The sequence below is a fragment of the Aeromicrobium flavum genome (assembly GCF_007992115.1).
Classification (GTDB): domain Bacteria; phylum Actinomycetota; class Actinomycetes; order Propionibacteriales; family Nocardioidaceae; genus Aeromicrobium; species Aeromicrobium flavum.
In genome coordinates this window covers 69,925-94,614 of sequence record NZ_BJZQ01000004.1, presented here as the reverse complement: position 1 = coordinate 94,614, position 24,690 = coordinate 69,925, and the positions used below count along the sequence as shown (strand labels likewise).

27 protein-coding genes and 1 tRNA gene are annotated in these 24,690 nt (G+C 70.5%); 13 read left to right on the top strand and 15 right to left on the bottom strand.

The window, feature by feature from the left end; translation table 11 throughout:
* Position 1 precedes the first annotated feature (1 nt).
* Entirely contained in the window at positions 2-1,741 is a 1,740-nt protein-coding gene (locus AFL01nite_RS06045; protein ID WP_146826463.1) for a helicase HerA-like domain-containing protein, read from the bottom strand.
* A gap of 74 nt (positions 1,742-1,815) precedes the next feature.
* Between AFL01nite_RS06045 and AFL01nite_RS06040 the strand changes: the two genes are divergently transcribed.
* Together AFL01nite_RS06040 and AFL01nite_RS06035 are read left to right on the top strand one after the other, a co-directional pair.
* Positions 1,816-2,118 (top strand): type II toxin-antitoxin system VapB family antitoxin, encoded by a 303-nt coding sequence (locus AFL01nite_RS06040; protein WP_146826461.1) that lies wholly within the window; start codon positions 1,816-1,818, stop codon positions 2,116-2,118.
* On the top strand, positions 2,115-2,627 hold the full coding sequence (locus AFL01nite_RS06035) for a LytR C-terminal domain-containing protein (protein WP_146826460.1): 513 nt from the start codon (positions 2,115-2,117) through the stop codon (positions 2,625-2,627). The genes AFL01nite_RS06040 and AFL01nite_RS06035 overlap by 4 nt, the downstream gene beginning before the upstream one ends.
* A gap of 13 nt (positions 2,628-2,640) precedes the next feature.
* Here the strand turns inward: AFL01nite_RS06035 and AFL01nite_RS06030 are convergent, their stop codons facing one another.
* Both AFL01nite_RS06030 and aroQ read right to left on the bottom strand, forming a co-directional pair.
* The gene (locus tag AFL01nite_RS06030; RefSeq protein ID WP_146826458.1) at positions 2,641-4,146 is read right to left on the bottom strand and encodes a potassium/proton antiporter; all 1,506 of its coding nucleotides are present in this window, start codon (positions 4,144-4,146) and stop codon (positions 2,641-2,643) included.
* A gap of 36 nt (positions 4,147-4,182) precedes the next feature.
* Positions 4,183-4,629, bottom strand: coding sequence for a type II 3-dehydroquinate dehydratase (gene aroQ / locus AFL01nite_RS06025; protein WP_146826456.1), 447 nt, complete (start codon positions 4,627-4,629; stop codon positions 4,183-4,185).
* Positions 4,630-4,693: 64 nt separating this feature from the next.
* Here aroQ and AFL01nite_RS06020 point away from each other — a divergent pair, with 64 nt between their 5' ends.
* Together AFL01nite_RS06020 and AFL01nite_RS06015 are read left to right on the top strand one after the other, a co-directional pair.
* Complete coding sequence (locus AFL01nite_RS06020) at positions 4,694-5,221, top strand: flavodoxin domain-containing protein (protein WP_146826454.1); 528 nt, start codon at positions 4,694-4,696, stop codon at positions 5,219-5,221.
* 3 nt (positions 5,222-5,224) lie between these two features.
* Positions 5,225-6,094: an LLM class F420-dependent oxidoreductase gene (locus tag AFL01nite_RS06015; RefSeq protein ID WP_146826452.1), complete on the top strand. Its 870-nt coding sequence runs from the start codon at positions 5,225-5,227 to the stop codon at positions 6,092-6,094.
* Between the two features lie 25 nt (positions 6,095-6,119).
* Here the strand turns inward: AFL01nite_RS06015 and AFL01nite_RS06010 are convergent, their stop codons facing one another.
* Both AFL01nite_RS06010 and AFL01nite_RS06005 read right to left on the bottom strand, forming a co-directional pair.
* On the bottom strand, positions 6,120-6,599 hold the full coding sequence (locus tag AFL01nite_RS06010) for a DUF4148 domain-containing protein (protein WP_146826450.1): 480 nt from the start codon (positions 6,597-6,599) through the stop codon (positions 6,120-6,122).
* A 118-nt stretch (positions 6,600-6,717) separates the two neighbouring features.
* Positions 6,718-6,807, bottom strand: a tRNA-Ser gene (locus tag AFL01nite_RS06005).
* Between the two features lie 77 nt (positions 6,808-6,884).
* Here AFL01nite_RS06005 and AFL01nite_RS06000 point away from each other — a divergent pair.
* Positions 6,885-7,931 carry a YdcF family protein gene (locus tag AFL01nite_RS06000; protein ID WP_146826448.1) on the top strand — a complete coding sequence of 349 codons (1,047 nt, stop codon included), beginning with the start codon at positions 6,885-6,887 and terminating at the stop codon, positions 7,929-7,931.
* 97 nt (positions 7,932-8,028) lie between these two features.
* Here AFL01nite_RS06000 and AFL01nite_RS05995 read toward each other — a convergent pair whose 3' ends face one another.
* The 4 genes from AFL01nite_RS05995 to AFL01nite_RS05980 all read right to left on the bottom strand — a co-directional run bounded on the left by AFL01nite_RS05995 (position 8,029) and on the right by AFL01nite_RS05980 (position 10,715).
* Positions 8,029-8,628, bottom strand: coding sequence for a CE1759 family FMN reductase (locus AFL01nite_RS05995; RefSeq protein ID WP_146826446.1), 600 nt, complete (start codon positions 8,626-8,628; stop codon positions 8,029-8,031).
* A complete protein-coding gene (locus AFL01nite_RS05990) occupies positions 8,625-9,722 on the bottom strand; it encodes an LLM class flavin-dependent oxidoreductase (RefSeq protein WP_146826688.1) in 1,098 nt (365 codons plus the stop codon). The genes AFL01nite_RS05995 and AFL01nite_RS05990 overlap by 4 nt, the downstream gene beginning before the upstream one ends.
* Positions 9,723-9,816: 94 nt before the next feature.
* Complete coding sequence (gene tadA / locus AFL01nite_RS05985; RefSeq protein ID WP_146826686.1) at positions 9,817-10,239, bottom strand: tRNA adenosine(34) deaminase TadA; 423 nt, start codon at positions 10,237-10,239, stop codon at positions 9,817-9,819.
* Positions 10,240-10,253: 14 nt separating this feature from the next.
* Positions 10,254-10,715, bottom strand: coding sequence for a tRNA adenosine deaminase-associated protein (locus AFL01nite_RS05980; protein ID WP_146826444.1), 462 nt, complete (start codon positions 10,713-10,715; stop codon positions 10,254-10,256).
* Positions 10,716-10,761: 46 nt separating this feature from the next.
* Between AFL01nite_RS05980 and upp the strand changes: the two genes are divergently transcribed.
* Genes upp through AFL01nite_RS05965 form a run of 3 tightly spaced genes read left to right on the top strand, consistent with a single transcriptional unit; the run spans position 10,762 to position 13,874 of the window.
* Positions 10,762-11,403: a uracil phosphoribosyltransferase gene (upp, locus tag AFL01nite_RS05975; RefSeq protein ID WP_146826442.1), complete on the top strand. Its 642-nt coding sequence runs from the start codon at positions 10,762-10,764 to the stop codon at positions 11,401-11,403.
* On the top strand, positions 11,403-12,410 hold the full coding sequence (locus AFL01nite_RS05970) for an adenosine deaminase (protein WP_146826440.1): 1,008 nt from the start codon (positions 11,403-11,405) through the stop codon (positions 12,408-12,410). Before upp ends, AFL01nite_RS05970 begins: the two co-directional genes overlap by 1 nt.
* A gap of 24 nt (positions 12,411-12,434) precedes the next feature.
* Positions 12,435-13,874: an MFS transporter gene (locus tag AFL01nite_RS05965; RefSeq protein WP_246119607.1), complete on the top strand. Its 1,440-nt coding sequence runs from the start codon at positions 12,435-12,437 to the stop codon at positions 13,872-13,874.
* 91 nt (positions 13,875-13,965) lie between these two features.
* Here the strand turns inward: AFL01nite_RS05965 and pntB are convergent, their stop codons facing one another.
* On the bottom strand, positions 13,966-15,372 hold the full coding sequence (gene pntB, locus AFL01nite_RS05960; protein WP_146826438.1) for a Re/Si-specific NAD(P)(+) transhydrogenase subunit beta: 1,407 nt from the start codon (positions 15,370-15,372) through the stop codon (positions 13,966-13,968).
* An 11-nt stretch (positions 15,373-15,383) separates the two neighbouring features.
* Entirely contained in the window at positions 15,384-16,922 is a 1,539-nt protein-coding gene (locus AFL01nite_RS05955) for a Re/Si-specific NAD(P)(+) transhydrogenase subunit alpha (RefSeq protein WP_146826682.1), read from the bottom strand.
* Positions 16,923-17,094: 172 nt separating this feature from the next.
* On the opposite strand from AFL01nite_RS05955, the gene AFL01nite_RS05950 reads away from it, so the two are divergent.
* On the top strand, positions 17,095-17,985 hold the full coding sequence (locus tag AFL01nite_RS05950; protein ID WP_146826437.1) for an SDR family oxidoreductase: 891 nt from the start codon (positions 17,095-17,097) through the stop codon (positions 17,983-17,985).
* 1 nt (position 17,986) lies between these two features.
* On the opposite strand, the gene AFL01nite_RS05945 is transcribed toward AFL01nite_RS05950, so the two are convergent.
* Positions 17,987-18,637: an ACT domain-containing protein gene (locus AFL01nite_RS05945; RefSeq protein ID WP_146826435.1), complete on the bottom strand. Its 651-nt coding sequence runs from the start codon at positions 18,635-18,637 to the stop codon at positions 17,987-17,989.
* Positions 18,638-18,715: 78 nt separating this feature from the next.
* Here AFL01nite_RS05945 and AFL01nite_RS15690 point away from each other — a divergent pair, with 78 nt between their 5' ends.
* Positions 18,716-19,438, top strand: coding sequence for a DapH/DapD/GlmU-related protein (locus AFL01nite_RS15690; RefSeq protein WP_186813832.1), 723 nt, complete (start codon positions 18,716-18,718; stop codon positions 19,436-19,438).
* A 17-nt stretch (positions 19,439-19,455) separates the two neighbouring features.
* Positions 19,456-20,286: a non-homologous end joining protein Ku gene (gene ku, locus AFL01nite_RS05935; RefSeq protein WP_146826433.1), complete on the top strand. Its 831-nt coding sequence runs from the start codon at positions 19,456-19,458 to the stop codon at positions 20,284-20,286.
* A 1-nt stretch (position 20,287) separates the two neighbouring features.
* Here ku and AFL01nite_RS05930 read toward each other — a convergent pair whose 3' ends face one another.
* The gene (locus AFL01nite_RS05930) at positions 20,288-21,004 is read right to left on the bottom strand and encodes a GAF and ANTAR domain-containing protein (protein WP_146826432.1); all 717 of its coding nucleotides are present in this window, start codon (positions 21,002-21,004) and stop codon (positions 20,288-20,290) included.
* A 53-nt stretch (positions 21,005-21,057) separates the two neighbouring features.
* Here AFL01nite_RS05930 and AFL01nite_RS05925 point away from each other — a divergent pair, with 53 nt between their 5' ends.
* Entirely contained in the window at positions 21,058-23,460 is a 2,403-nt protein-coding gene (locus AFL01nite_RS05925) for an ATP-dependent DNA ligase (protein WP_146826430.1), read from the top strand.
* A gap of 42 nt (positions 23,461-23,502) precedes the next feature.
* Complete coding sequence (locus AFL01nite_RS05920; RefSeq protein ID WP_146826428.1) at positions 23,503-23,970, top strand: hypothetical protein; 468 nt, start codon at positions 23,503-23,505, stop codon at positions 23,968-23,970.
* 70 nt (positions 23,971-24,040) lie between these two features.
* On the opposite strand, the gene AFL01nite_RS05915 is transcribed toward AFL01nite_RS05920, so the two are convergent.
* Positions 24,041-24,214 (bottom strand): CsbD family protein, encoded by a 174-nt coding sequence (locus AFL01nite_RS05915; protein ID WP_146826426.1) that lies wholly within the window; start codon positions 24,212-24,214, stop codon positions 24,041-24,043.
* A 94-nt stretch (positions 24,215-24,308) separates the two neighbouring features.
* A complete protein-coding gene (locus AFL01nite_RS05910; RefSeq protein WP_146826423.1) occupies positions 24,309-24,680 on the bottom strand; it encodes a PH domain-containing protein in 372 nt (123 codons plus the stop codon).
* Positions 24,681-24,690: the final 10 nt, after the last annotated feature.

Here is a 24,690-nt window from a genome sequence, read left to right as displayed (position 1 = left end):
CTCACCGCTTCCTCTTGAAGATGGCTTTGATGATCTCGCGGGCGGCCGTCCGGCTGGCCTCGTTGATCGCGCGGTCCATCGGCGACATCCGGGTCGACGTGCGGGTTCGACGTCGGGTGCCGGTGCTCGTCGAACGCGAGCGGCCGAGGTCCTTCTCGAGCCTCTCGGCCTCCTCCGCCGCGCGCTGGCGCTCGGCCTCGGCCGCGACGGCCTCGGTGGCCGCCTTCGTCCTGGCGCCCAGCACGGCGGCGGCGCCCTCACCCGACGGGGCGGGCGCGTACTTCGCCGTGAGCGGCGAGGCGGCGACGGCCGCGTGCATCGTCTCGGCGGGGGTGGGCTCCATCGATCCCTGCGGGGCCCGCACGCGGGTCCAGGCCACGGGCGACGGCGCGCCCTTCTCGTTCATGACCGTCACGATCGCCTCGCCCGTGGCCAGCTGCGTCAGCACGGCGCCGAGGTCGTAGCCCGAGTGGGGGTAGGTCGACACGGTCGCCTTCAGCGCCTTGGCATCCTGGGGCGTGTGGGCGCGCAGCTGGTGCTGGACGCGCGAGCCGAGCTGGGCCAGCACGTCGTCGGGCACGTCCTTGGGGGTCTGGGTGACGAAGAAGATGCCGACGCCCTTCGAGCGGATCAGGCGCACCGTCTGCACGACGATCTCGAGGAAGTCCTTCGACGCGCCCTTGAACAGCAGGTGCGCCTCGTCGAAGAAGAAGACCAGCCTGGGCTTGTCGGTGTCGCCCACCTCGGGCAGCGTCGCGAACAGCTCGCGCAGCAGGTACATCAGGAAGGTGGAGAACAGCTCGGGCTGGTCCTGCACGCCGGGCACCTCGAGGAGCGACACGACCCCGGCGCCGGACTCGCTCGTGCGCAGGATGTCGGTGACGTCGAACGCCGGCTCGCCGAAGAAGGCGTCGGCGCCGGTGTCGGCGAACGTCACGAGCTCACGCAGGATGACGCCCACCGTGGCGCTCGACAGGCCGCCGATGGCCTTGAGCTCGGGCTTGCCCTCGTCGCTGTCGAGGTGCGCCACGACGGCCCGCAGGTCCTCGAGCGTCACCAGGCGCAGGCCCGTCTTGCGGGCGTAGTGGAAGACCAGCGAGAGCGACGACTCCTGCGTGGCGTTGAGGTCGAGCACCTTGGCCAGCAGGATCGGGCCGAAGGACTCGACGGTGGCGCGGATCGGCACCCCGACGCCCTTCGAGCCGAGCGAGTAGAACTCCGCGGGCGCGGCGAGCGGCTGCCAGTCCTGGCCGATGCTCTGCGTGCGTGCCAGCAGCTTCTCGCTGGGCGTGCCCGGCGTCGCGATGCCCGACAGGTCGCCCTTGATGTCGGCGGCGAAGACCGGCACGCCACCGGCGGACACCTGCTCCGCGAGCACCTGCAGGGTCTTCGTCTTGCCGGTGCCCGTCGCTCCTGCGACGAGGCCGTGGCGGTTCAGCATCGCGAAGGGGATCCGCACGGGGACGTCCGCGCGCGGCTCGCCGTTCTCGACGAGCGCGCCGATCTCGAGCGCCAGCCCGTCGAACGTGTAGCCGGCGCGGATCGCGTCGGCCTGCTCGCTCGCGACCGGCGCGGCGGCAGGTGCCTCGGCGGCGCCCTGCTGCGCGGCCTCCTGGGCCGCCGCTGCCGCTGCCGCGAGCTCGTCGGCCCGGCGCTGCGCCTCGTCGGCGGCGATCCGGGCGTCGGCGGCGGTCTTGGCAGCGGCCGCGACGGCGTCGGCGGAGGGCTCGGTGTCGGTCATGTGCTCAGGCTAGTTCCCCGAGGCCGGCATGGCGGTCGCGAACTTTGCCGTGGCGGGCCCCTTAGACTGGGCGGGTGATCTTTCGCCGCGTGGGGGACGGGCGGCCTTACCCCGACCATGGACTGACCCAGAGTCAGTGGGCTGCCATCGCGCCCACCCAGGTCCGCCTCGACGACCTCACGACGACGAAGACGACCCTCGACCTCGAGACGCTGCTCGACACCGACTCCACCTACTTCGGCGACCTGTTCGCCCACGTCGTCGGCTGGAAGGGCGAGCTCTTCCTCGAGGACGGCCTCCACCGCGCACTGCGTGCCGCGCTCCAGCAGCGCACCATGGTCCACGCCCGCGTCCACACGATCGGCAAGCAGGCATGAGCAGAGCCATCGAGCGTCTCGTCGTCCTCGGCGCGGCAGGAGTCTTCGTCGCGGGGACGTTCCTGGGCGTCAACCTCGCCTTCTCCAAGCCTGAGCCCGTGGCCGAGGAGGCCACCTGCGAGATCAAGAAGGTCGCCCGCGGCGAGGTGCTCAGCAGCAACCTCGTCATGGTGCACGTCTACAACTCCAGCAAGCGCGCCGGCATCGCCAACCGCGTCAAGATCAACCTGGAGCGCCGTGGCTTCCTCGGCGGCGTCGCGAAGAACAACCCCGGCCGGGTGAAGGTCAAGAACGTCACGGTCCTCGCGCCCGACCCCGACGACCCCCGGGTCAAGCTCGTCGCCCAGCAGTTCAAGGGCAAGGTCGCCAAGGCGGCCCCCGACTTCGAGACCGAGGACGGCATCTCGGTCCTCATCGGCCCCGACTACAAGGGACTGAAGAAGGCCAAGACGAAGGTCAAGGCCAGCCGCGACGTGTCGGTCTGCGTCCCGGCCATCACGCTGCCGTAGCGAACCGAGGTGGCTAGGCGTCCCGGTCGGCGCGCGGGTCGAGGTCCCAGCCGGCGAGGCGACCATGGCGCGCCACGTCGCGCAGCCGTCGCTCGACCTGCTCGCGCAGGTCGCGCGTGGTGACGACCAGCAGCTCGTCGTCCACCAGGATCCGGGTCGTGCGGTGCGGCACGAGGGTGGACTCGTCGCGCACGACCATCGTGACGGAGGCGCCCTGCGGCAGCCGCAGCTCGCCGACCTCGACCCCGGCGAGGCGTGACGCCGGCGGCACGTGGATCTGCAGCAGGTCGGCCGAGATGCGCTCGAGGGGAGCAGCGTCGATCTCGACGTCGCGGCCCCGGTCGGTCTCGACGCCGCACCACCGCGCCAATCGGCCCAGCGGACCGGCCTGGATGATCGTGTAGACGACCACGGCCACGAACGTCATGTTGAACAGGTCGATCGAGTGCGGGACGCCGTTGGCGAGCGGGATGGTGGCCAGGACGATGGGCACCGCGCCGCGGAGGCCGGCCCAGCTGATGAACAGCTGCTCGCGCCAGCCGACGCGGAACCAGACGGCCGACGCGGCCACCGACACCGGGCGCGCGACGAAGGTCAGCAGGGCGCCGACCCCCACCCCGACGCCGAGGTGCCACAGCGCGATGTCGCTGGGGTGCACGAGCAGGCCGAGCATGACGAACAGGCCGATCTGGGCGAGCCAGCCGATGCCCTCGACGAACGAGCGCGTGGCCGACCGGTGGGGCAGCTCCGTGTTGCCCAGGACCACCGCGGCGACGTAGACGGCGGCGAACCCGCTGGCGTGGATGGTGGCCGCCAGCGCGTAGGCCAGCACGGTCATGGCGAACACGACGAGCGGGTACAGGCCCGCGGCCGGGAGCGCGGCGCGGCGCAGCAGCTTCGCCCCGCCGGCACCCACGAGGAGGCCGATCAGCGCGCCGATCACCAGCTCGAAGACGACGAGGGCGAAGAAGCCCGCCGGGCCGTACTCGCCGATCTCGCCGACGCTGATCGCGGTGACGAGGACGACGATCGGGGCGTCGTTGAGGCCCGACTCGGCCTCGAGCACGCCGGAGACGCGCGACTTCAGCGGCACGGTGCGCAGCACGGAGAAGACGGCGGCCGCGTCGGTGGGTGAGAGCACCGCGGCGATGAGGACGGCCAGCTGCCAGTCCAGGCCGAACAGGTAGTGGGCGCCCCCGGCGACGATGACGACGCTCAGGGAGGTGCTCAGTGTGGCGAGCAGGACGCCCAGCCCCAGCGACGGCTTCATCCGCGCCCAGTTCGTGGTGAGGCCGCCCTCGGCGAGGATGAGGATCAGCGCCGACAGGCCCAGCACCAGGGCGATGTTGGCGTCGGCGAACTGGACGCCGGCCCCGTCGTAGCCGATGAGGATGCCCAGGCCGAGGTACATCAGCAGCGACGGCAGCCCGATGCCCACCGAGAGCCGCACGGCCAGCACGGCGAGGATGAGGACTCCCGACCCCGTCAGCAGGATGACGTCGAGGTCGTGGGAGGTCACATCATCCCCTTCCCAGCCGTCGTCGGTGGACCGATCTTATCGGCCGGCGATGTGCGCGATGAGGCGATCGGTGGCCGTGCGGTAGCCGGGCACGCCCTCGCCGATGACGTGAACGACGGCGACGTCCGCCACGTACGAGTGGTGGCGGAACGGCTCGCGCGCCATCACGTCGGAGATGTGGATCTCTGCCACGGGGAGCGCCACGCCCGAGAGCGCGTCTCGCAGGACCACGGAGGTGTGCGTCAGGCCGCCGGGGTTGATGACGATGCCGGAGCAGTCCTCGCGGGCGGCGTGGATCGCGTCGATCAGCACGCCCTCGTGGTTGCTCTGGACCGACCGCACCTCGTACCCGTGGGCCGTGGCGGCCTCCGTGACCAGGGCCTCGACGTCATCGAGGGTCTCGGAGCCGTAGATCTCGGGCTCACGCGTGCCGAGCAGGTTCAGGTTGGGCCCGTTGACGAGCAGCAGCCGGCGCGTGGTCACGGCGCCAACCTACCGGGGGCCGCGGCACTGACGGGTGACCCCGCCGGCCGCCTAGCCTCGGGACGTGACCACCCTCGTCGTGCACGCCTCGAAGTACGGTTCCGCCCAGCGGTACGCCGAGTGGATCGGGGAGGCGCTCGGTGCCCCGGTCGCCGCGGTCGACGACGTCACCCCTCAGCGACTGGCCGCCCAGGGCACGGTGGTGTTCTGCGCCTCGATCTACGGACCGCAGCTGCGCGGCATCGGCGACCTGCGTCGCGCGATGGAGCTCGAGACCGCGACGCGCTGGGTGCTCGTCACCGTGGGATTGAGCGACCCGGCATTGTCGACGAAGCGCGACGAGCTGGTGGCGTCGAAGCTCTCGCCCGAGCTGCGGGACCGCCTGGCCGTCCGGCACGTGCGCGGCGCGCTGGACCGCGATCGGCTGAGCCTGCTCGAGCGGTCGATGATGGCCGCGATCCGCCGCAGCCTGAAGGCCAAGCAGGAGCGCACCACCGAGGAGCAGGCCATGCTCGACGCCCTGGAACCGCGTCGCGTCGACTTCTGCGACCGCTCAGCGGTCGACGGCGTCGTCGAAGCGTGCCTAGGCTGAGGAATGCGTTTCAGCGTTCACGTCTACAACTTCACGATCCCCGGCGAGCCGCAGTCGCTCGCCCCGACCCTCGCCGAGACGGCGCGCCGGGCCGAGCAGGCCGGTGCCGACGCCGTCACCCTGATGGACCACTACTTCCAGATGGAGACCGTCGGGAAGTCCGAGGACCCGATGCTCGAGGGTTACACGGCCCTGGGCTACCTGGCCGGCGTGACCGAGCGCGTGAAGCTGGGCCTGCTCGTCACCGGGGTCACGTACCGGCACCCGGGCCTGCTGGCGAAGATCGCCACGACCCTGGACGTGCTGTCCGGGGGTCGCGCGATCCTGGGACTCGGCGCCGCCTGGTACGAGCGCGAGCACCACGGTCTCGGCGTGCCGTACCCCGACATGAAGGAGCGGTTCGAGCGGCTCGAGGAGACGCTGCAGATCATCCACCAGATGTGGAGTGACGACGACGGCGCGTACGAGGGCAAGCACTACCAGCTCGCCGAGACGATCTGCCATCCCGCGCCGATCCAGGAGCCGCACCCGCCGATCCTGCTCGGCGGCATGGGCGAGAAGAAGACGCTGCGCTTCGTGGCCGAGTACGGCGACGCCTGCAACCTCTTCCCCGCCGGCACCGACGTCATCAAGCACAAGCTCGAGGTCCTCGACCAGCACTGCGCCGACGTGGGCCGCGACCCCGCCGACATCCTGCGGACCCTGCAGTCGCCCGGTGACGCCGTGAAGGATCCCGAGAAGTTCCTCGAGGACGTCGCCGCCTACGCCGAGCTCGGCATTCAGTCGGTCTCGGTCTCGCCGCACGGCCCCGACCCGGTCGGCTGGGTCAGCGAGTTCGCCGAGAAGACCGCGCCGCGGCTCCAGGAGATCTGAGCGGCGGCGTCAGCTCGCGCGTTCCCTAGCCCTCGTCCAGCCAGGAGACGTCGAGCGAGTCCGACAGTCGCACGGACTCCCAGAACGCCGTGTCTCCGGCGCGGTCGCGCTGCCCGCCCATGAAGGCGATCGTCACGCCCAGTCCGTCGACCTTCCGCTCGATCGACCAGTCACCCCGGGGACAGGTCTGCACCGCGGGCGTGTGCGAGCAGACCTGCACGGTCGGCGCGTGATCGAGGTTCCCCCATGCCGCGAACGTCGACGAGCGACCGACGACCCGACCCGAGGGGTCGATCTCGTGGGAGTCCAGGCCCTGCCACGAGTAGCCCTCGGGCACCTGGTCGGGAAGAACGAGCGGTATCCCGGGCAGCGAGGCGAGGTCTCCCCGGACCGAAGCCCGAGTGACGTCGCTGTCCGAGTCGTCCAAGGCGATCACCGCGGCCGCTGCGACGGCGACGAGCACCGCGACGACGAGCCACGGTGCGACGGGTGTGCGGACGTGCACGGTCTCCTCCTCCTCCCGGGGGTGGCCGCGATCCTATCGGCGCGGATCGCCGAGGGAGGGAGTTCGGGGATGAGAGAGCCCCCGTCGAGTTCGCACTCGACGGGGGCTCTGGTCACGCTGGCGGTGGCGGTGGGATTTGAACCCACGGTGGGCGTGAACCCACACACGCTTTCGAGGCGTGCTCCTTAGGCCGCTCGGACACGCCACCGCCGAGGAGTTTACGTCAGCGACCCGGTTCCGTCCCAATCGGGGTTCTCGGGCGCCGCGCCGACTAGAGTCCGACGCGTGGGGTGGGCACTCGTGGCGTTGCTGGCGACAGCCGCGGGCGTCCTCGCGTGGCGTGACCCGCGCCGGTTGAGCATCGCGGTGCTGATCGCGCTCGCGGCCGGTCTTGCGACCATCGGCGTCCTCGGTCGAGCGGCCTTGGTGCTCGACGACTCCGACGATCCGCTCCCGCTCGCGTGGGCGATGCTCGGCGTCCTGCTGCTCGCCTACGCCGCGCTGCTGGTGCTCGGCGTGGCGAGCGTCGCGAACGGGATCGCGATGGTCCGGCGTGAGGGCCGCAGTCCGGCCCACCTGCTCTCGTTCGTGTTCGGGGTCGGGGTGTTGGGATTCTGCGCCTTCGTGCTGACGGTCTGGTGGGTCGACCAGAACCACACGGACGTCGCGCGTGAGCTGTTCCTCTGGCTCGTCGCCCTCGCGGCTCCCGTCACGTACCTGGCCGTCCTGTTCGTCGCCTTCGTCGGCTACGGCCTGCTCTACGGCTGGGCCGCCCGGCGTTGGGCCCGCCCGGTCGACGCGGTGATCGTGCTCGGCGCCGGACTCCGCGGCGACCGCCCCACGCCGTTGCTGGCCGCGCGTCTGGACCGAGGCCGCGAGGCACTCGACCGATCCCGTGCCCGGGGCCGGGACACGCACCTGATCTGCTCCGGTGGGCAGGGGTCAGACGAGGTCGTGCCCGAAGCGGTCGCGATGGCCAACCACCTCGTCGAGGCAGGTGTCGATCGCGACCTGCTGTGGCTCGAGGACGCGTCGACCTCGACGGAGGAGAACCTGAGGTTCAGCGCGCAGGTGGCTGCCCGGCACGGGGTGGACGGCGGTCGGTTCGCGGTCGTCACGAACGACTACCACGTGCTGAGGGCGGCCCTGCTGCTCCGGCAGGTCGGACTCGACGGCTACGGCCTCGGAGCGCGGACCGCGCTCTACTTCTGGCCCAGCGCGATCTTGCGGGAGTACGCCGCGATCCTGTGGGAGCACCGACGCCTCAACGCCGCCCTCCTGGCCGTGACCTGCGTGCCGACCCTCGCGCTGCTGGTGCGCGCCGCGGCCTGACTCGACCCGCGCCCCTCCCGACTTCTGGAACCGGATTCACGTCATTTGGACGAGATCGCGTGGATCCAGTTCCAAAAGTGGAGTTGAGGGCGGGGAGTCAGTCGGGCTGGCTGATCGACAGCATCGTCTCGCTGAACAGGTCGATCTCGTCGTCCTTCGAGCGGCCCGAGCCCGCGCCGGCGAGCAGGCTGGCGAGCTCGCCCGCGGCGCGCTCGATCCGGCTCTGCAGCGTGCCCTCGCCCGCGGAGCCCCAGTCGTGCGGGCTGGCGAACACGCCCGTCGGCACGATCACGGACTGCAGGTACGCGAACAGCGGACGCAGCGCGAAGTCGATGACCATCGAGTGGCGCGCCGTGCCACCGGTGGCCGCGAGCAGCACGACCTTGCCGATCAGGGCGTCGTTGTCGAGGGCGTCGACGAACGACTTGAACAGGCCCGGGTAGGACGCCTTGAACGTCGGGACGACGACGATCAACGCGTCGGCCGCCCCGACCTGGTCGTACACGTGCTGCAGCCGGGGCGCCGCGAAGCCGGTGAGCGCCGCATCGGTGATCTCGTGCGCGAAGTCGCGCAGGTTCACCACCTCGATGCTGGCGCCGCCGAGCGCCGTGCCCGAGGCCGCGGCGAGCCGGTCGGCCAGCATGCGCGTGGTCGACGGCTCGCCGACGCCCGCTGACAGCGCGACGAGACGCGTCATGCCGAGACCTCCTCGTTCAGGGCGGCGTCGCGCGCGGCGACGCGAGCGGCGTGGGTGGGGGCGTCCGGCACGTTCGCCGGGCGGCGCGCGTTGAACTCGGCACGCATCGTGGGCAGGATCTCGCCGAGCAGGTCGAGCTGCTCGAGCACCGTCTTCAGCGGCAGGCCCGCGTGGTCGACGAGGAACAGCTGGCGCTGGTAGTCGCCGAAGTAGTCCGCGAACGCCAGCGTGCGCTCCAGCACCTGCTGGGGGCTGCCCACCGTGAGCGGCGTCTGCTCGGTGAAGTCCTCCATGCTCGGGCCGTGGCCGTAGACCGGCGCGTTGTCGAAGTACGGCCGGAACTCGTTGACCGCGTCCTGGCTGTTCCTGCGCATGAAGAACTGGCCGCCGAGACCGACGATGGCCTGCTCGGGGGTGCCGTGGCCGTAGTGGGCGTAGCGCTGCCGGTAGAAGTTGATCAACCGGATGTAGTGCTCCTTCGGCCAGAAGATGTTGTTGGCGAAGTAGCCGTCGCCGTAGAAGGCGGCCAGCTCGGCGACCTCGGGCGTGCGGATGGAGCCGTGCCACACGAACGGTGCGACTCCGTCCAGCGGCGCGGGGGTCGAGGTGTAGCCCTGCAGCGGCGTGCGGAACTTCCCCTCCCAGTTGACGACCGGCTCGCTCCAGAGCTTCTGCAGCAGCTGGTAGTTCTCGATCGTCAGCTCGACGGCCTTGCTGATGTCCTTGCCGAACCACGGGTAGACCGGGGCGGTGTTGCCGCGGCCGAGCATGAGGTCCATGCGGCCGTCGACGAGGTGTTGCAGCGTCGCGTAGTCCTCGGCGATCTTGACCGGGTCGTTCGTCGTGATGAGCGTCGTCGAGGTCGAGAGGATGATCTTCTCGGTCTGCGCGCCGATGTAGGCCAGCGTCGTGGTCGGGCTGGACGGGACGAACGGCGGGTTGTGGTGCTCGCCGGTCGCGAAGACGTCGAGGCCCACCTCCTCGGCCTTCTTCGCGATCGCGACCGTGTTCTTGATGCGCTCGTGCTCGCTGGGCGTCGTGCCGTTCGTGGGGTCCGTCGTGACGTCGCCGACGGTGAAGATGCCGATCTGCATGCTGCTCATGACCTCAGTCTCCCAGAAGTTAGTTAAACATTCAACTACTAAAACGTGGGCCGGCGCGGACTATTCCCGGGGGCGGCTGAGACTGTCAGCGACCGAAGAAGGAGCGCAGCAGCACGGAGGAGTCGGCGGCGAGCACGTCGGCGAGGACCTCGGGGCGGTGGTTGAGGCGCCGGTCGCGCACCACGTCCCACAGCGACCCGACGGCGCCGGCCTTGTCGTCCCAGGCGCCGAACACCAGGCGGTCGACCCGGGCCGCCACCAGGGCGCCCGCGCACATCGTGCAGGGCTCGAGCGTGACCACGAGGGTGCACCCGTCGAGTCGCCAGCGGCCCAGGGACCGCGAAGCCTCGCGCAGGGCCACCACCTCCGCGTGGCCGGTGGGGTCGGCGTCGCGCTCGCGGGTGTTGCGGCCCTCGCCGACGATCCGGCCCTCGTGCACGACGACCGCACCGACCGGCACGTCGCCGCCGTCGGCAGCCTCACGAGCCAGTTCGAGGGCCCGTCGCATGAACGGGTCCCAGGTCACCCGACGATCGCCTCGAACTGCTCGCCGAAGCCCAGCTTCTCGGCCACGTCGGCCAGCGCCTCGTCGGGGAAGAGATCGTCGTCGTCGCAGAGCAGGCTGAGCTCGACGGAGGCCAGGCCCAGGTCGCTGACGATCTCGAGGTCGCCCACGGGCACCGGCTCCTCGTCCCCGTCCGGGGCGTTCACCAGCTCGGCGAGGTCGGCCGCGACCGGCCAGTCCCACACCGCGGTGGCGTCGGAGAGCAGGGCGCGCACGTGGTCGCCGCTGCGGCGCACGATCAGGAAGAAGTCGTCGTTGACCGAGGCCAGCCCCAGGACGCCGACGTCGGACGGGAATCGCGCGAGGGCGTCGGTGAATCCCTCGAAATCCTCGCCCAGCCGTGGCGGGAGTTCGACGACGGTCCACGCACCATCGTCTCGGTACGCGGCGATCACGAAGTCGACATCGTCCTCGGCCACCCTGCGATGGTGACAGACGTCCGCACACGGCCGCTACCCTCGACCCATGCGTGTCCATGTCGCCGACCACCCGCTCATCTCCCACAAGCTCTCGGTCCTGCGCGACGCGCGCACCGATTCGCCGACCTTCCGTCGGCTCACCGAGGAGCTCGTCACGCTGCTGGCGTACGAGGCGACCCGTGAGGTCAGTGTCGAGACCGTCGAGGTCACCACGCCCCTCACCACCACCCAGGGCGTGCGGCTCACCAGCCCCGGTCCGCTGGTCGTGCCGATCCTGCGTGCGGGCCTGGGCATGCTCGAGGGCATGCAGCGGCTGCTGCCCACGGCCGAGGTCGGCTTCCTGGGCATGATCCGCAACGAGGAGACCTTCGAGGCCGAGACGTACGCCGAGCGGCTCCCGGACCGGCTCGACGGCCGCCAGTGCTACGTGCTCGACCCGATGCTGGCCACGGGCGGCACCCTCGCCATGGCGATCGACTTCCTCGTCGCGCGCGGCGCCCGGGAGATCACCGCGATCACGCTGCTGTCGGCGCCCGAGGGCATCGAGCGGCTCGAGCGGGACACCGCCCACATCGACGTCCCGGTGCACCTGTTCAGCGCCGGCCTCGACGAGCGCCTCGACGAGAACGGCTACATCGTGCCGGGCCTGGGCGACGCGGGGGACCGGCTCTACGGCATCGTCGACTGATGCAGGACTTCATCGCGGCGCTGCCCAAGGCCGAGCTGCACGTCCACCACGTCGGCTCGGCGTCGCCCGACACCGTCGCCCGGCTGGCCGAGCGCCACCCCGACTCGCCGGTGCCCGCCGATGCGGCGGCGCTCGCCGAGTACTTCACCTTCACCGACTTCGCACACTTCATCGAGGTCTACCTCTCGGTGGTCGACCTGCTCCGCACGCCCGAGGACATCTGGACCCTGACCCACGAGGTCGGGCGCGACCTCGCCGCGCAGAACGTGCGGTACGCCGAGCTGACGATGACGCCGTACACGTCGATCGTGCGCGGGATCGCGGCCGAGGCCTACGTCGAGGCGATCGAGGACGCCCGCGCCGCCGTCGAGCGCGACTTCGGCGTCGCGCTGCAGTGGATTTTCGACATCCCCGGCGAGTCCGGGCTCCCCGCGGCCGACGTCACCCTCGACACGGCCCTGCGGCTCGGTCCGGGCTCCCTGGTGGGCTTCGGCCTGGGCGGGCCCGAGATCGGCGTGCCGCGTCCGCAGTTCGCCTCACACTTCGAGCGCGCCCGGGCCGCCGGCCTGCACAGCGTGCCCCACGCCGGCGAGTCGACCGGTCCGCAGTCGATCTGGGACAGCATCGACACGCTCGGCGCCGAGCGGATCGGCCACGGCATCGCCGCGGCCCAGGACCCCGCCCTGATGGAGCGGCTCGTGGCCGACGGGATCGCGCTGGAGGTGTGCCCGACGTCCAACGTGCGCACGCGCTCGGTGCCGTCGCTCGACGAGCATCCCCTCGCCGCCCTGGTGGAGGCCGGCGTCACCGTCACGATCAACTCGGACGACCCGCCGATGTTCGGCACCACGCTCAACGACGAGTACGCCATCGCGGCCGAGCTGCTCGACCTCGACGAGGCCGGACTGCGGGCGCTGGCCACGGCCGCGGTCGATGCCAGCTTCGCCCCCGAGCCGATGAAGGCCCACCTGCGCGACGAGATCGCGGGCGCTCGACAGGACAGGTGACGCGCCCGGCGGCACAGTGGTCGGGTGGGCGACGAGACGACGGGCGGCGGCCCCGAGCCGATCGCGGTCGACGAGCCCGACCCTCGCCGCTGGCGGATCCTGGCCGTGACGCTCGTGGTCGGGTTCATGACCCTGCTGGACGTCACGGTCGTCAACGTCGCGGTCCCGTCCATCCGGGAGGGCCTCGACTCCACGACCGGCACGGTGCAGTGGGTCGTCTCCGGCTACGCCCTGACGTTCGGTCTCGTCCTCGTGGCCGGCGGACACCTCGGAGACGCGTACGGTCGCCGTCGGTTGATGACGGTCGGCCTCATCGCCTTCGTGCTCGCCAGTGCCGCGGTCGGCCTGGCGCCGAGTGCGGGCCTGGTCGTCGCAGCGCGGCTGGTGCAGGGGGCAGCCGCCGGGCTCCTCACGCCCCAGAGCTCGGGGCTGATCCAGGAGCTCTTCTCCGGGGCGGAGCGAGGTCGCGCGTTCGGCTACTTCGGTCTGACCGTCTCGGTGGCGTCCGGGATCGGTCCGGTCCTCGGCGGCGCCGTCATCGCGCTCGCAGGGGACGATCTGGGGTGGCGGCTGATCTTCCTGATCAACGTCCCGGTCGGCCTGGTCGCCCTGGTCGCGGTGCGACGCCTGGTGCCGGTCGCCCGCGGCGACGCCGACCGGGAGCGCGTCGACGTGGTCGGCGCCGTCCTCCTCGGACTGACCGTGCTGTGCCTGCTGTTCCCGCTCATCGAGGCCGAGTCGGGCGCTGGGCTGCCGCTGCTGCTGGTGCTGGCGGTGCCGCCCCTGGCATTCGGGTTCGTGCGGTGGGAGCGGTCCGTGCGGTCCCGCAATCGCGCGCCGCTGCTGGACGTCGAGATGCTCGGCGAGCTGCCCACCTACGGCAGCGGGGTGGTGATCGGGGCGCTGTACTTCGCGGGCTTCACGGGGGTCTTCCTGGTCTCGTCGGTGTGGCTCCAGGGCGAGCGCGACCTGAGCGCCCTGCAGACCGGACTCCTGCTCACCCCGTTCGCGCTCGGCGCCGCACTCACGTCGACGCCCGCGGGGCGGCTGGTCAGTCGCGTGGGTCGCAAGGTCACGCTCGCCGCGCTGGCGGTGATCATCCTCGGCTTCGTCGCGATCGCCGTCGTCGCCCCGGGGCAGAGCACCACGGCCCTGTGGTGGACGTTCGCCCCGCTGCTGTTCATCGCCGGGCTGGGCGGCGGCGGCGTCGTCTCCCCGAACCAGGCGCTGACGCTCCGGGACGTGCCGCCGAGCGTGGGCGGCGCCGCCGGCGGTGCCCTGCAGACGGGTCAGCGGATCGGCTCGGCCCTCGGCACGGCCGCGCTGATGACCGTCTACGGCCTCACGGCGTCGAGCCACGGGGGCGACGCGGGCCTACGGGTCGCGCTCCTGACGTCCGCGGGCGTGCTTGCCCTGGCCCTGGCCGTCTCCGTGCGCTCGCAGCTGCAGGCCGCGAACGGCTGAGATGTGAAGCGCTCCCCACCCGGATCCGGCCTCGAGGGGCCGAAACAGGTGGGGAGCGCTACACATCTGGCCCGCCGGAGGCGGGTAGCGGTCAGAGGGCCTTGATGATGTCCTCGACGCGGTCCTTGGCGTCACCGAACAGCATCTGGCTGTTCTCACGGAAGAACAGCGGGTTCTGGACGCCCGCGTAGCCGGCCGCCATCGAGCGTTTGAACACGATGACGTGCTTGGCCTCCCACACGTGCAGGACGGGCATGCCGGCGATGGGGCTGGTCGGGTCCTCGGCGGCGGCCGGGTTGACCGTGTCGTTGGCGCCGATGACGAGCACGACGTCGGTCTCGGCGAGGTCGTCGTTGATCTCGTCCATCTCCAGGACGATGTCGTACGGGACCTTGGCCTCGGCCAGCAGCACGTTCATGTGCCCCGGCAGGCGGCCCGCGACCGGGTGGATGCCGAACCGGACGTCGACGCCCTTCTCGCGCAGGCGCGCGGTCAGGTCGGCGACCGGGTACTGCGCCTGCGCCACGGCCATGCCGTAGCCGGGCGTGATGACGACGCTCTTCGCGCCGGCCAGCAGCTCGGCGGCCGACTCGGCCGTGATCTCACGGTGCTCGCCGTAGTCGGTGTCGTCGGACGGGCCCGCCTCGATGCCGAAGCCGCCCGCGATCACGGAGATGAACGAGCGGTTCATCGCCTTGCACATGATGTACGACAGGTAGGCACCCGAGGAGCCCACGAGCGCGCCGGTGATGATCAGCAGGTCGTTGCCGAGCAGGAAGCCCGACGCGGCCGCGGCCCAGCCGGAGTAGCTGTTGAGCATCGAGACGACGACCGGCATGTCGCCGCCGCCGATCGAGGCGACCAGGTGCCAGCCGAGGGCGAGCGCGACGACCGTGACCAGGATCAGCAGCCACAGGGCGGGGCTGACGACGAACCAGATCGTCAGCGCGACGAACAGCACCAGGGCGCCGAGGTTGATCCAGTTCTTGCCCGGCAGCACGAGCGGGGCGCTCTTCATCTTGGCGCTCAGCTTGAGGTAGGCCACGATCGAGCCGGTCAGCGTGACGGCACCGATGAAGACGCCGATGAAGACCTCTGCGTTGTGGATGTCGAGCAAGGTGCCGGCGTCGCCGGGCAGGTCGTTGGGCTCGTCGCGGTACTCGAGGTAGCCGTTCCAGCCGACCAGGACGGCCGCGAGGCCCACGAACGAGTGCAGCAGGGCGATCAGCTCGGGCATGCCCGTCATCTCGACGATGCGCGCGCGCCACAGGCCGATCGCGGCGCCGATCACCATGGCGACGATGAGCAGCACGAGCCCGATGCCGGGCTCGGACTTCGCGACGAGGATGAACGTCGCGACCAGCGCGATCGCCATGCCGGCGATGCCGAAGGCGACACCACGGCGGGCGGTCTCGTGCTTGCTCAGGCCGGCGAGGCTGAGGATGAACAACAGGGCCGCGACGAGGTACGCGGCATTGGCCAGGGACAAGGCGGTCACAGGTCAGCCCTTCACTTCGAGAACATGCTGAGCATGCGTCGGGTCACGGCGAAACCACCGAAGACGTTGATGCTGGCGACGAGGACGGCCACGAAGGCCAGCGCGCGGATCACCGCGTCGTCGTCGCCGATCTGGAGCATGGCACCGACCACGATGATGCCGCTGATCGCGTTCGTGACGCTCATCAGCGGGGTGTGCAGCGCGTGGTGCACCTTGCCGATCACGTAGTAGCCGATCACGATCGACAGGGCCAGGACGGTGAAGTGCTGGGGCAGCTCGCCCGGCGCGGTGGCCAGGACCCACAGGAACACCAGCACGCCGATGGTGGCCGCGCCGATCTTGACCGCGGGGCTGACCGGCTTCTTCGGCTCGGGCGCCGGCTTGGGCTCGGCGGCGGGCGCAGGCGCCGGGGCCGCCGAGACCTGCACGGGCGGCGGGGGCCACGTCTTCTCACCGTCGCGCACGACGGTGACGCCGCGCTGGACGACGTCGTCCCAGTCGAGGACGATCTGGCCGTCCTTGCCGGGCGTCAGCAGCTTCATCAGGTTGACGAGGTTGGTGCCGTACAACTGCGAGGCCTGGGTGGGCAGGCGGCCCGCAAGGTCGGTGTAGCCCAGGATCGTCACGCCGTTGTCGGTGACGATCTTCTGGCCGGCGACCGAGCCCTCGACGTTCCCACCCTGGGCGGCGGCCATGTCGACGATGACGCTGCCGGCCTTCATGGTCGCCACGTCGGCGGCGGTGATGAGCCGAGGCGCGGGACGGCCCGGGATCAGGGCCGTGGTGATGACGATGTCGACGTCGGCCGCCTGCTCGGAGTAGATCTCGGCGGCGCGCTTGTCGTAGGCCTCGCTGGTGGCCTTGGCGTAGCCGTCGGAGGAGACCTCCTTGTCCTCGTCGGGGACGACGACCTCGAGGTACTCGCCGCCGATCGACTTGACCTGGTCGGCGACCTCGGGACGGGGGTCGGTGGCGCGGACGATCGCGCCGAGGCTGGAGGCCGCGCCGATCGCGGCGAGGCCGGCCACGCCGGCGCCGGCGACCAGGACCTTGGCCGGAGGCACCTTGCCCGCCGCGGTGACCTGACCGGTGAAGAAGCGGCCGAACTCGTGGGCCGCCTCGACCACTGCGCGGTAGCCCGCGATGTTGGCCATCGACGACAGCACGTCCATCGACTGGGCGCGCGAGATGCGCGGCACCGCGTCCATGGCCATGACGGTGATGGGGCGGGTCGCGAGCGTGTCGACGAGCTTCGGGTTGAGGCCCGGGCTGATCATGCTGATCAGCGTCGCGCCGTCGAGCATGAGGGCGATCTCGATCTCGGTGGGAGCGTTGACCTTGAAGATCACGTCGCTGGCCCAGGTGTCGGGCTTGTCGCTGATGTTCGCTCCGGCGGCCTCGTACGCCGCGTCGGTGAAGCTCGAGGCCTCACCAGCGCCGCGTTCGACGGTGACGACGTAACCGAGGCCCGTCAGCTGCTTCACCGTCGCCGGGGTCGCCGCAACTCGCGTCTCGCCGGGGGCGGATTCCTTGACGACGCCGATCCGCATCGAGCCGAGCTCGGGTGGAGGGGTGCTCATCCCGCAGAGGATAGCCGGGATCGTCAGGGCCCCGGACATGAGGTGGGTCACGTTAACCCTGCGTTACGTGATTCACCCGGGAAGGGGCGCCAATATGACATCGAGGGTGACACATTCCACATACCGACGGTATCTTGACCGCATGTCCTCTCTGAAGCCCCAGCAGTTCCGCGGCAAAGTCGCCCTCATCACCGGCGCGGCTCGCGGCATCGGCGCCCACGTCGCCCGCGCGTACGTCGCGCACGGCGGCCGGGTCGCCCTCGTCGGGCTCGAGCCCGAGCTCATGACCCAACTGGCCGATGAGCTGGGCGAGTCGGCCGCCTGGTGGGAGGCCGACGTCCGCAGCAGCGACGAGGTCAGGACCGCGATCGACGCCGCGGCCGCCTACTTCGGCCGCCTCGACCACGTCGTCGCCAACGCGGGCATCGCCTCGTACGGCACCGTGCGCCAGATCGACGACGCCGCCTTCGAGCGCGTGATCGACGTGAACCTCAACGGGGTGTTCCGCACGGCCAAGTACGCGGTGCCGCACCTCGAGCGCACGAAGGGCTACCTGCTGGTCGTGTCCTCGCTCGCGGCGTTCTCCAACATCGCGGGCCTGAGCGCCTACAGCGCCAGCAAGGCCGGCAACGAGGCGCTCGGCGTCGCGCTGCGCCAGGAGGTCGCGCACCTGGGCATCAAGGTCGGCATCTGCCACCCGTCGTGGATCGACACCGACATCGTCCGCAACGCCGAGGCCGACCTGCCGTCGTTCAAGGCGATCCGCGGCAAGCTGCCGTACCCGGCCAACACCACCACCGACGTCGAGACCTGCGCGGAGAAGATCCTCATCGGTCTGGCCAAGCGCAAGAGCCGGGTCTACGTGCCGAAGGCCGTGCTGCTGGCGAACTGGATGAAGGCGTTCGTGAACTCACCGGCGACCACGCCGTACATCCGGCTGCTGACGCGCAAGACCGTGCCGGCGATGGAGGCCGAGGTCAACGCGCTGGGTCGCTACCACCACGCCCACACGCCGGTCACCGACCAGCGGTAGGTCAGTCGCCCTCGGTCTGCACCGAGGCGGCCAGCGACACCATGTGGCCGAGGCGGGCGATCTCGGAGGCCAGGAACTCCGGGCCCCCGTGTCGGCCCACGGCGACGAAGAACGGGGTGCCCGAGCGCGTCGAGCCCGGGGAGCCCGCCAGCACGGTGGAGTCCCAGGCCGCGACCTCGTCCAGCGACCGCGCGTGCTCGATGGCCAGCCACGCGTCGCACTCGGGCACGACGCGCGGGGCGGCCGGCGACCCGAACAGGAACGCGGCGCCGTCCTCACCCGGGCCGACGGCGAGCGCCCAGTCGGTGCGGAACGTCGACGGGATGACCTCGATGAGCCGCTCGATGGCGAGGTCGGGCTCGTCGGTGAACGCCTCGACCGCCTCGAGGTCCATGCTCAGGTTGGCGCCCGCGGTGTACCGGCTGATCCAGTGCACGTGCACGCCCTCGAGGCCCTGACAGGCCGTGATCAGCGCGTCAGGCATCACGGTCGGGGGGAGCTCCAGCAGGACGTCGTCGACCGCGACGCCGTCCGAGCGGTGCTCGACGATCTCGATCGCCTCGATGTCGGCTCCGGCCCCACCGAGGGCCGTCGCGAGTGCGCCGAGGGAGCCCGGGACGTCGGGAAGCTCCACGCGCAGCAGGAACGCCATGGGACTCATTGTTCCGTGCCCGGGTTGCGGCGGTGTAACGCGGGCCACGGGCGCGCCGCAGCCCCTAGGCTGACGGACGTGGCTGAGCATGCGCGAGGAACCGAGGGACTGCGGCTCGTCGGATCGTCACGGCTCCTGGCCGAGCCGCCCATCCGGATGCTCGGCGACCTCGTGGTCCGCGGCGGCCTGACCACCGTCGGTGCGTTCACCAGCCTGGCCCACGGGATGGAGTCGCAGTCCGCGACGATCGGCCGGTACTGCGAGTTCGCGCCCGACGTGCTGATCGGGGCCACGGGCCACCCGCTGACGTGGCTGGGCGTGAACTCGTTCCAGTACAAGAAGGCGACGTGGGGCTGGCACCTCTCCGCCGACGCCTCCGAGGTGATCGACCCCGAGGCCGATGGCCGCCCGTCGTTCCGCGGCGAGCCGTCCGTCGTCGGCAACGACGTGTGGATCGGCGCGAAGGTCGTGATCCTGCGCGACGTGACGATCGGCGACGGCGCCGTGGTGGCCGCCGGCGCGGTCGTCACCGAGGACGTCGCGCCGTACTCGATCGTGGGCGGCGTCCCCGCCAGACCGATCCGGGACCGGGTCGACCCCGAGACCCGCGACCGGCTGCTGGAGCTGGCGTGGTGGCGGTTCTCGCCCAACCAGCTGGCGGGCGTCACGTTCGACGACCTCCCGCGGGCCGTCGCGCAGCTGGAGGAGCGTGTCGGCGATCTCGAGCCCTACGCGCCGGGCTTCGTCCCGATCGAGCGGCCGGCCGGTGCCGCGTCCAAGCGCTCGCGCTGGCGGCGCTGAGGGCGGATACTGACCAGATGCGAGCCATCTGGAAGGGTGCCATCAGCTTCGGCCTGGTCCACGTGCCGGTGAAGGTGTACTCCGCCACCGAGAGCCACGACGTGTCGCTGCACCAGGTGCACGACGAGGACGGCGGGCGCATCCGCTACGAGCGCCGGTGCGAGATCTGCAAGGAGATCGTGGCCTACAAGAACATCGACAAGGCCTACGACGCCGGCGAGAAGACGATCGTCCTGACCGACGAGGACCTCAAGTCGCTCCCGGCCGAGCGCAGCCACGAGATCGACGTCGTGGAGTTCGTGCCGGACGACCAGATCGACGTGCTGCGGCTGGGCAACCCGTACTTCCTCGAGCCCGAGGAGAAGGCGCTCAAGCCCTACGCGCTGCTGCGCCAGGCGCTCGAGGAGACCGAGCGGACGGCGGTCGTCACCTTCGCCCTGCGCCAGCGCACCCGCCTGGGCGCCCTGCGCGTGCGCGACAACGTGCTGGTGCTGCAGACCCTGCTCTGGGACGACGAGGTGCGCACGGCCGACTTCCCGGTGCTGGAGAACGCCACGAAGGTCACCCAGAAGGAGCTCGCGATGGCGGGGCAGCTGATCGAGTCGCTCGCGGGCGACTTCGACGCCAGCCAGTTCACCGACGACTACCAGGAGCAGCTCAAGACCCTCATCGAGGCCAAGCAGAAGGCCGGCGAGGGCATCGACACCGAGGCGACCTTCGGCGAGCAGGAGGACGAGGGCGGCGAGGTCGTCGACCTGATGGAGGCGCTGCGGCGCAGCGTCGAGGCGCGCAAGGGCGACGCCGAGAAGCCCAAGAAGAAGGCCGCCAAGAAGAAGTCGTCGGCCTGACTCAGGTGGTGATGATGCCCTGGGCGGCCACGTCGTCGGGGAACTCGTGGACGGACCGCTTGCGGTTGTCGACCACCCAGGACGCGACGGCGTGCAGCTTCTGGTTGTGGTTCTGCGAGTAGCGGCGCAGCACGTCGAAGGCACGGTCGGGATCGATGTCGAACCGCTCCATGAGGATGCCCTGCGCCTGGCCGATCACCTTGCGGGCGTCGATCGCGGTCAGCAGGCCCTGCTCCTGATGGGCGTTGGCCAGGGCCACCGATGCGTGCCGGGCGAAGATCATGGCGGTGGCGAGGTCGTTGCCGTCGAACGCGCCGGATCGCTCCGCGTAGAGGTTGAGGGAGCCGTAGCGGCGGTCGCGCGTCTCCAGCAGCACGCTCATGGCGCTGTGGATCCCGAGGTCGGCCACCGCGGGTCCCCACTTCGGCCAGCGTGGGTCCAGCCGGACGTCGTTCGTGACGAAGCTCCCCCCGGACTCGAGGGCGTCGAGGCACGGTCCCTCGTCGAGGTCGCGCTGCAGGTGGTGTGAGAGGGCGACACGATCGGACGTCGACGCTGCGGTCTCGATGCGGGTGCGGCTGTGCACGAGCATGATGCCGGCGTCGTCACACTCGGCCGCGACCTTCGCGTACTCGGTGATCAACTCGACGGTCTTCTCCGTCGTCGGCTGCTCGTGCAGGTCGAGCGCGACCTCGGAGAAGAAATCGGGCACGTTCACGGCCGCTCCTTCAGAATGTGGAAAGGCAATCGTACGGGGAAGGGGGACGATCGATGGCAGGGACGTCTCCCCAGACCGTGTCGGTCGACGGTCGCCTGTTGCGACTGACCAACAGCGACAAGGTCATGTATCCCGCCACGGGAACCACCAAGGCCGACGTCATCGCCTACTACGTCCAGGTCGCGCCGTGGCTGCTGCCGCACCTGGCGGGACGGCCCATCACGCGCAAGCGCTGGGTCAACGGCACCGGCTCCGACGCGCAGGTGTTCTTCGAGAAGAACCTGCCGGACTCGGCCCCCAGCTGGATCCGCAGGGTCTCGATCAAGCACCGCACGAGCACGAACACCTACCCGATCTTCGAGTCCGTGGCCGACCTCGCCTGGGCCGGTCAGGTGGCGGCGCTGGAGCTGCACGTCCCGCAGTGGCGGGTGGACGCCACCGGTGTCGCCCAGAACCCCGACCGACTCGTCATCGACCTCGACCCCGGGCCGGGCGCCGGCCTGCCCGAGTGCGTCGAGGTCGCCCACGCCGCCCGCGAGCTGATGTCCGACGTCGGGCTCGAGTGCGTGCCGGTCACCAGCGGCAGCAAGGGGATCCACCTGTTCGCCCCCCTGGACGGCGAGCACGACTCCGACTACATCAACGCGTTCGCCAAGCAGGTGGCCCAGGCGCTGGAGGGCGTCATGCCCGAGCTGGTCGTCAGTGACATGTCCAAGGCGAAGCGGCACGGCAAGGTCCTGGTCGACTGGAGCCAGAACAACGGCAACAAGACGACGATCTCGCCGTACTCGCTGCGGGGGCGCGACCATCCGACGGTGGCCGTGCCGCGCGACTGGGACGAGCTCGACGACGACCTCCGCCACCTGACGATCGACGAGGTGCCGGCACGACTCGCCGAGCGGGGCGACCCGATGGCGTCCCTGGCGGCGCCGGTGACCGACCGGCTCGCGACCTACCGCTCGATGCGCGATGCGGCGAAGACGCCCGAGCCCGTGCCGGACTCGGTGGTCCGCGGACGGACCGGTGACCCGATCTTCGTCATCCAGGAGCACCACGCGAGCCGTCTGCACTGGGACTTCCGCCTGGAGCGCGACGGCGTCCTCGTGTCGTGGGCCCTGCCGAAGGGCGTCCCCGACTCGGCCAAGGGCAACCACCTCGCGGTCCAGACCGAGGACCATCCGCTGGAGTACGCGACCTTCGCCGGCGACATCCCGAAGGGCGAGTACGGCGCCGGCCACGTCACCATCTGGGACCACGGCCACTACGACCTGGAGAAGTGGAACGACCACGAGGTGATCGCCACCCTGCACGGGTCGCCGGACGGCGGCCTCGGCGGATCGAAGCGCCTCGCCCTGATCAAGACCGGTGAGAACTGGCTCATCCACCTGATGAAGGAGCAGTCGGTCGCGAAGCAGCCCGCCGCGTCGCCCCCGGCTCCCGCCACCCCGTCCCGGGGTGCGTCGGCCACGGAGTCCGGCCGTGCGGGCTTCGTCCCGCCGATGCTCGCGGTGCTCGCCGGGGGCAGGGACGCGTCCGCCGACGGGTGGGCGTACGAGCTGAAATGGGACGGGATCCGGTGCGTCGCGGTCGTCAACGGAGAGAGCGTGCGGCTGTACTCGCGCAACCACAACGACGTGAGCGCCAGCTATCCCGAGCTCGTCGAAGAGCTCGCGGCGCTCGGCCTCGACGCGGTCCTCGACGGGGAGATCGTGGCGCTCGACGACGCGGGGGTGCCCAGCTTCGGCCGCCTCCAGCAGCGGATGGGGGTCACGAAGTCGGCCGACGTCGCGCGGCTGCGACGCACCGTGCCGGCGCGGATGATGCTGTTCGACCTGCTCGAGCACGACGGGGCCTCGTTGCGCGACCTCTCCTACGACGACCGGCGCGAGGCGCTCGAGGAGCTGGAGCTCGACGGCGAGCTGGTCCAGGTGCCGCCGGCGCACGGCGGGTCGCTCGAGGACGCCGTCGCGCTGAGTCGGCGCCACAAGCTCGAGGGGATCGTGGCCAAGCGCCGTGCCGCGCCGTACGTGCCGGGAGCGCGCTCGACGGACTGGCTCAAGATCAAGAACCAGGACGCGCAGGAGGTCGTGATCGGCGGGTGGCGGCCCAGCAAGGGCGGGCGGGGGATCGGCTCGCTGCTGCTCGGGATCCCCGTCGAGGGAGGCCTGCGGTACATCGGTCGCGTCGGCACCGGATTCACCGAGGCCGAGCGCCTGCGCCTGCGCCAGCTCCTCGACGGTCTGACCCGCAAGACGTCACCCTTCGTCGACGAGGTGGAGACCGCGGCGTCCCGCGACGCGACGTGGGTGACGCCCCGGGTCGTCGGCGAGGTCGTCTACGGAGACTGGTCGCCGAACGGGAGCCTGCGGCACGCCAGCTGGCGCGGATTGCGGCCCGACAAGGACCCCGCCGACGTCGTCATCGAGGGAGCCGAGGTGCGACTGACCCCGTCGTGAGCCACGATGGAAGTCCGACGACATCTGTGCGAAGGAGCCATTGTGGGCAAGGGCAAGAAGAGCGTGAAGGACCACGTCGACACCGTCGTGGAGCAGCTGCCGGACGCGGCCGAGTTGCGCGAGCTGAAGGATCAGCTCATCGAGCGACTCCCCGACCGGTCCGAATGGCTGGCGCTGCGCGACGACCTCATCGAGCGTCTCCCGGACAAGAACGAGCTCCTCGACCTGCGCGACGGCTTGGTCGACAAGCTGCCGAACGAGGTCAGCGACAAGCTCCCGATCCAGAAGCGCCAGCGGTTCGTCGGCCTGCGGAAGTTCGCGTTCGTCGGCCTGTTGACGGCTGGCGTGGCGGGCATCGCGGCCTTCGTCAAGGCCAAGATGGCCGACGACCAGACGTACACCGCCTCGACGTACACGACGCCGGGCCAGCCGACGGCCGGCACCACGTACCCGACGACCCCGACCGGTCCGACCGGCGCGACCGGGACGACGGCGCCGCCGACGATCTGATCCGCGCCACGAGCGCAACGACGAGGGCCCCGGGAAGCGATTCCCGGGGCCCTCGTCGTGGGGGTGCGGCTCAGTGCTTGAACGCGTCCTTCACGTTCTCGCCGGCCTGCTTGAGGTCGGACTTGGCCTGGTCGCCCTTGCCTTCGGCTTCGAGCTTCTCGTCGTCGGTCGCCTTGCCGGTGGCTTCCTTGCCCTTGCCGGTGAGGTCTTCAGCGGTGTTCTTCAACTTGTCATCAAGTCCCATGACTCCAGCCTTCCTCTCGACTCTGCTTTCGCTTCCATGCCAACACGGATGGTCAGCGGTCGCATCTCGAGAAGGACCCGGCGGGCGCCATGTCTCAGGCGTTGAGCACTGCCCAGGCGATGAGCTGGTCGAGTCGGCGGATGTCGATCTTCTTGTCGAGCTTGATCTTGATGTGACCGGCCTTGGTCCACAGCTCCAGCTCAGAGTTGCGGTCGAACACCCCTCCGGCGTTCTCGGAGGACCACATGTCGATGCGGCTGTACGGAAGCGAGTAGACCTCGACCTTCTTGCCCGTCATCCCCTGGGCATCACGCACGATGAGGCGCTTGGTGGTGAATACGGCGGAGTCGCGGAACGTCTTGAACGCCGCGACCGCCTGCTCGCCCTCGACGAGGAGATTGGTCACGTCGGCGGGGATGGGGATCTCCTGGATCAGGGTCCAGGCGGTGATGGCAGCGGTTTCCATGCGAAGAGGC

Excerpts from the sequence above, each read along its gene's own strand:
- AFL01nite_RS05910 (WP_146826423.1), bottom strand. The coding sequence starts at position 24,680 with ATGGAAACCGCTGCCATCACCGCCTGGACCCTGATCCAGGAGATCCCC.
- tadA (WP_146826686.1), bottom strand. The coding sequence starts at position 10,239 with ATGCGACGGGCCCTCGAACTGGCTCGTGAGGCTGCCGACGGCGGCGAC.
- AFL01nite_RS05995 (WP_146826446.1), bottom strand. The coding sequence starts at position 8,628 with ATGACGCGTCTCGTCGCGCTGTCAGCGGGCGTCGGCGAGCCGTCGACC.
- AFL01nite_RS05915 (WP_146826426.1), bottom strand. The coding sequence starts at position 24,214 with ATGGGACTTGATGACAAGTTGAAGAACACCGCTGAAGACCTCACCGGC.
- AFL01nite_RS06035 (WP_146826460.1), top strand. The coding sequence starts at position 2,115 with ATGAGCAGAGCCATCGAGCGTCTCGTCGTCCTCGGCGCGGCAGGAGTC.
- AFL01nite_RS05990 (WP_146826688.1), bottom strand. The coding sequence starts at position 9,722 with ATGCAGATCGGCATCTTCACCGTCGGCGACGTCACGACGGACCCCACG.
- ku (WP_146826433.1), top strand. The coding sequence starts at position 19,456 with ATGCGAGCCATCTGGAAGGGTGCCATCAGCTTCGGCCTGGTCCACGTG.
- AFL01nite_RS05950 (WP_146826437.1), top strand. The coding sequence starts at position 17,095 with ATGTCCTCTCTGAAGCCCCAGCAGTTCCGCGGCAAAGTCGCCCTCATC.
- AFL01nite_RS06045 (WP_146826463.1), bottom strand. The coding sequence starts at position 1,741 with ATGACCGACACCGAGCCCTCCGCCGACGCCGTCGCGGCCGCTGCCAAG.
- AFL01nite_RS05925 (WP_146826430.1), top strand. The coding sequence starts at position 21,058 with ATGGCAGGGACGTCTCCCCAGACCGTGTCGGTCGACGGTCGCCTGTTG.
- upp (WP_146826442.1), top strand. The coding sequence starts at position 10,762 with ATGCGTGTCCATGTCGCCGACCACCCGCTCATCTCCCACAAGCTCTCG.
- AFL01nite_RS05945 (WP_146826435.1), bottom strand. The coding sequence starts at position 18,637 with ATGGCGTTCCTGCTGCGCGTGGAGCTTCCCGACGTCCCGGGCTCCCTC.
- AFL01nite_RS06015 (WP_146826452.1), top strand. The coding sequence starts at position 5,225 with ATGCGTTTCAGCGTTCACGTCTACAACTTCACGATCCCCGGCGAGCCG.
- AFL01nite_RS05955 (WP_146826682.1), bottom strand. The coding sequence starts at position 16,922 with ATGCGGATCGGCGTCGTCAAGGAATCCGCCCCCGGCGAGACGCGAGTT.
- AFL01nite_RS05970 (WP_146826440.1), top strand. The coding sequence starts at position 11,403 with ATGCAGGACTTCATCGCGGCGCTGCCCAAGGCCGAGCTGCACGTCCAC.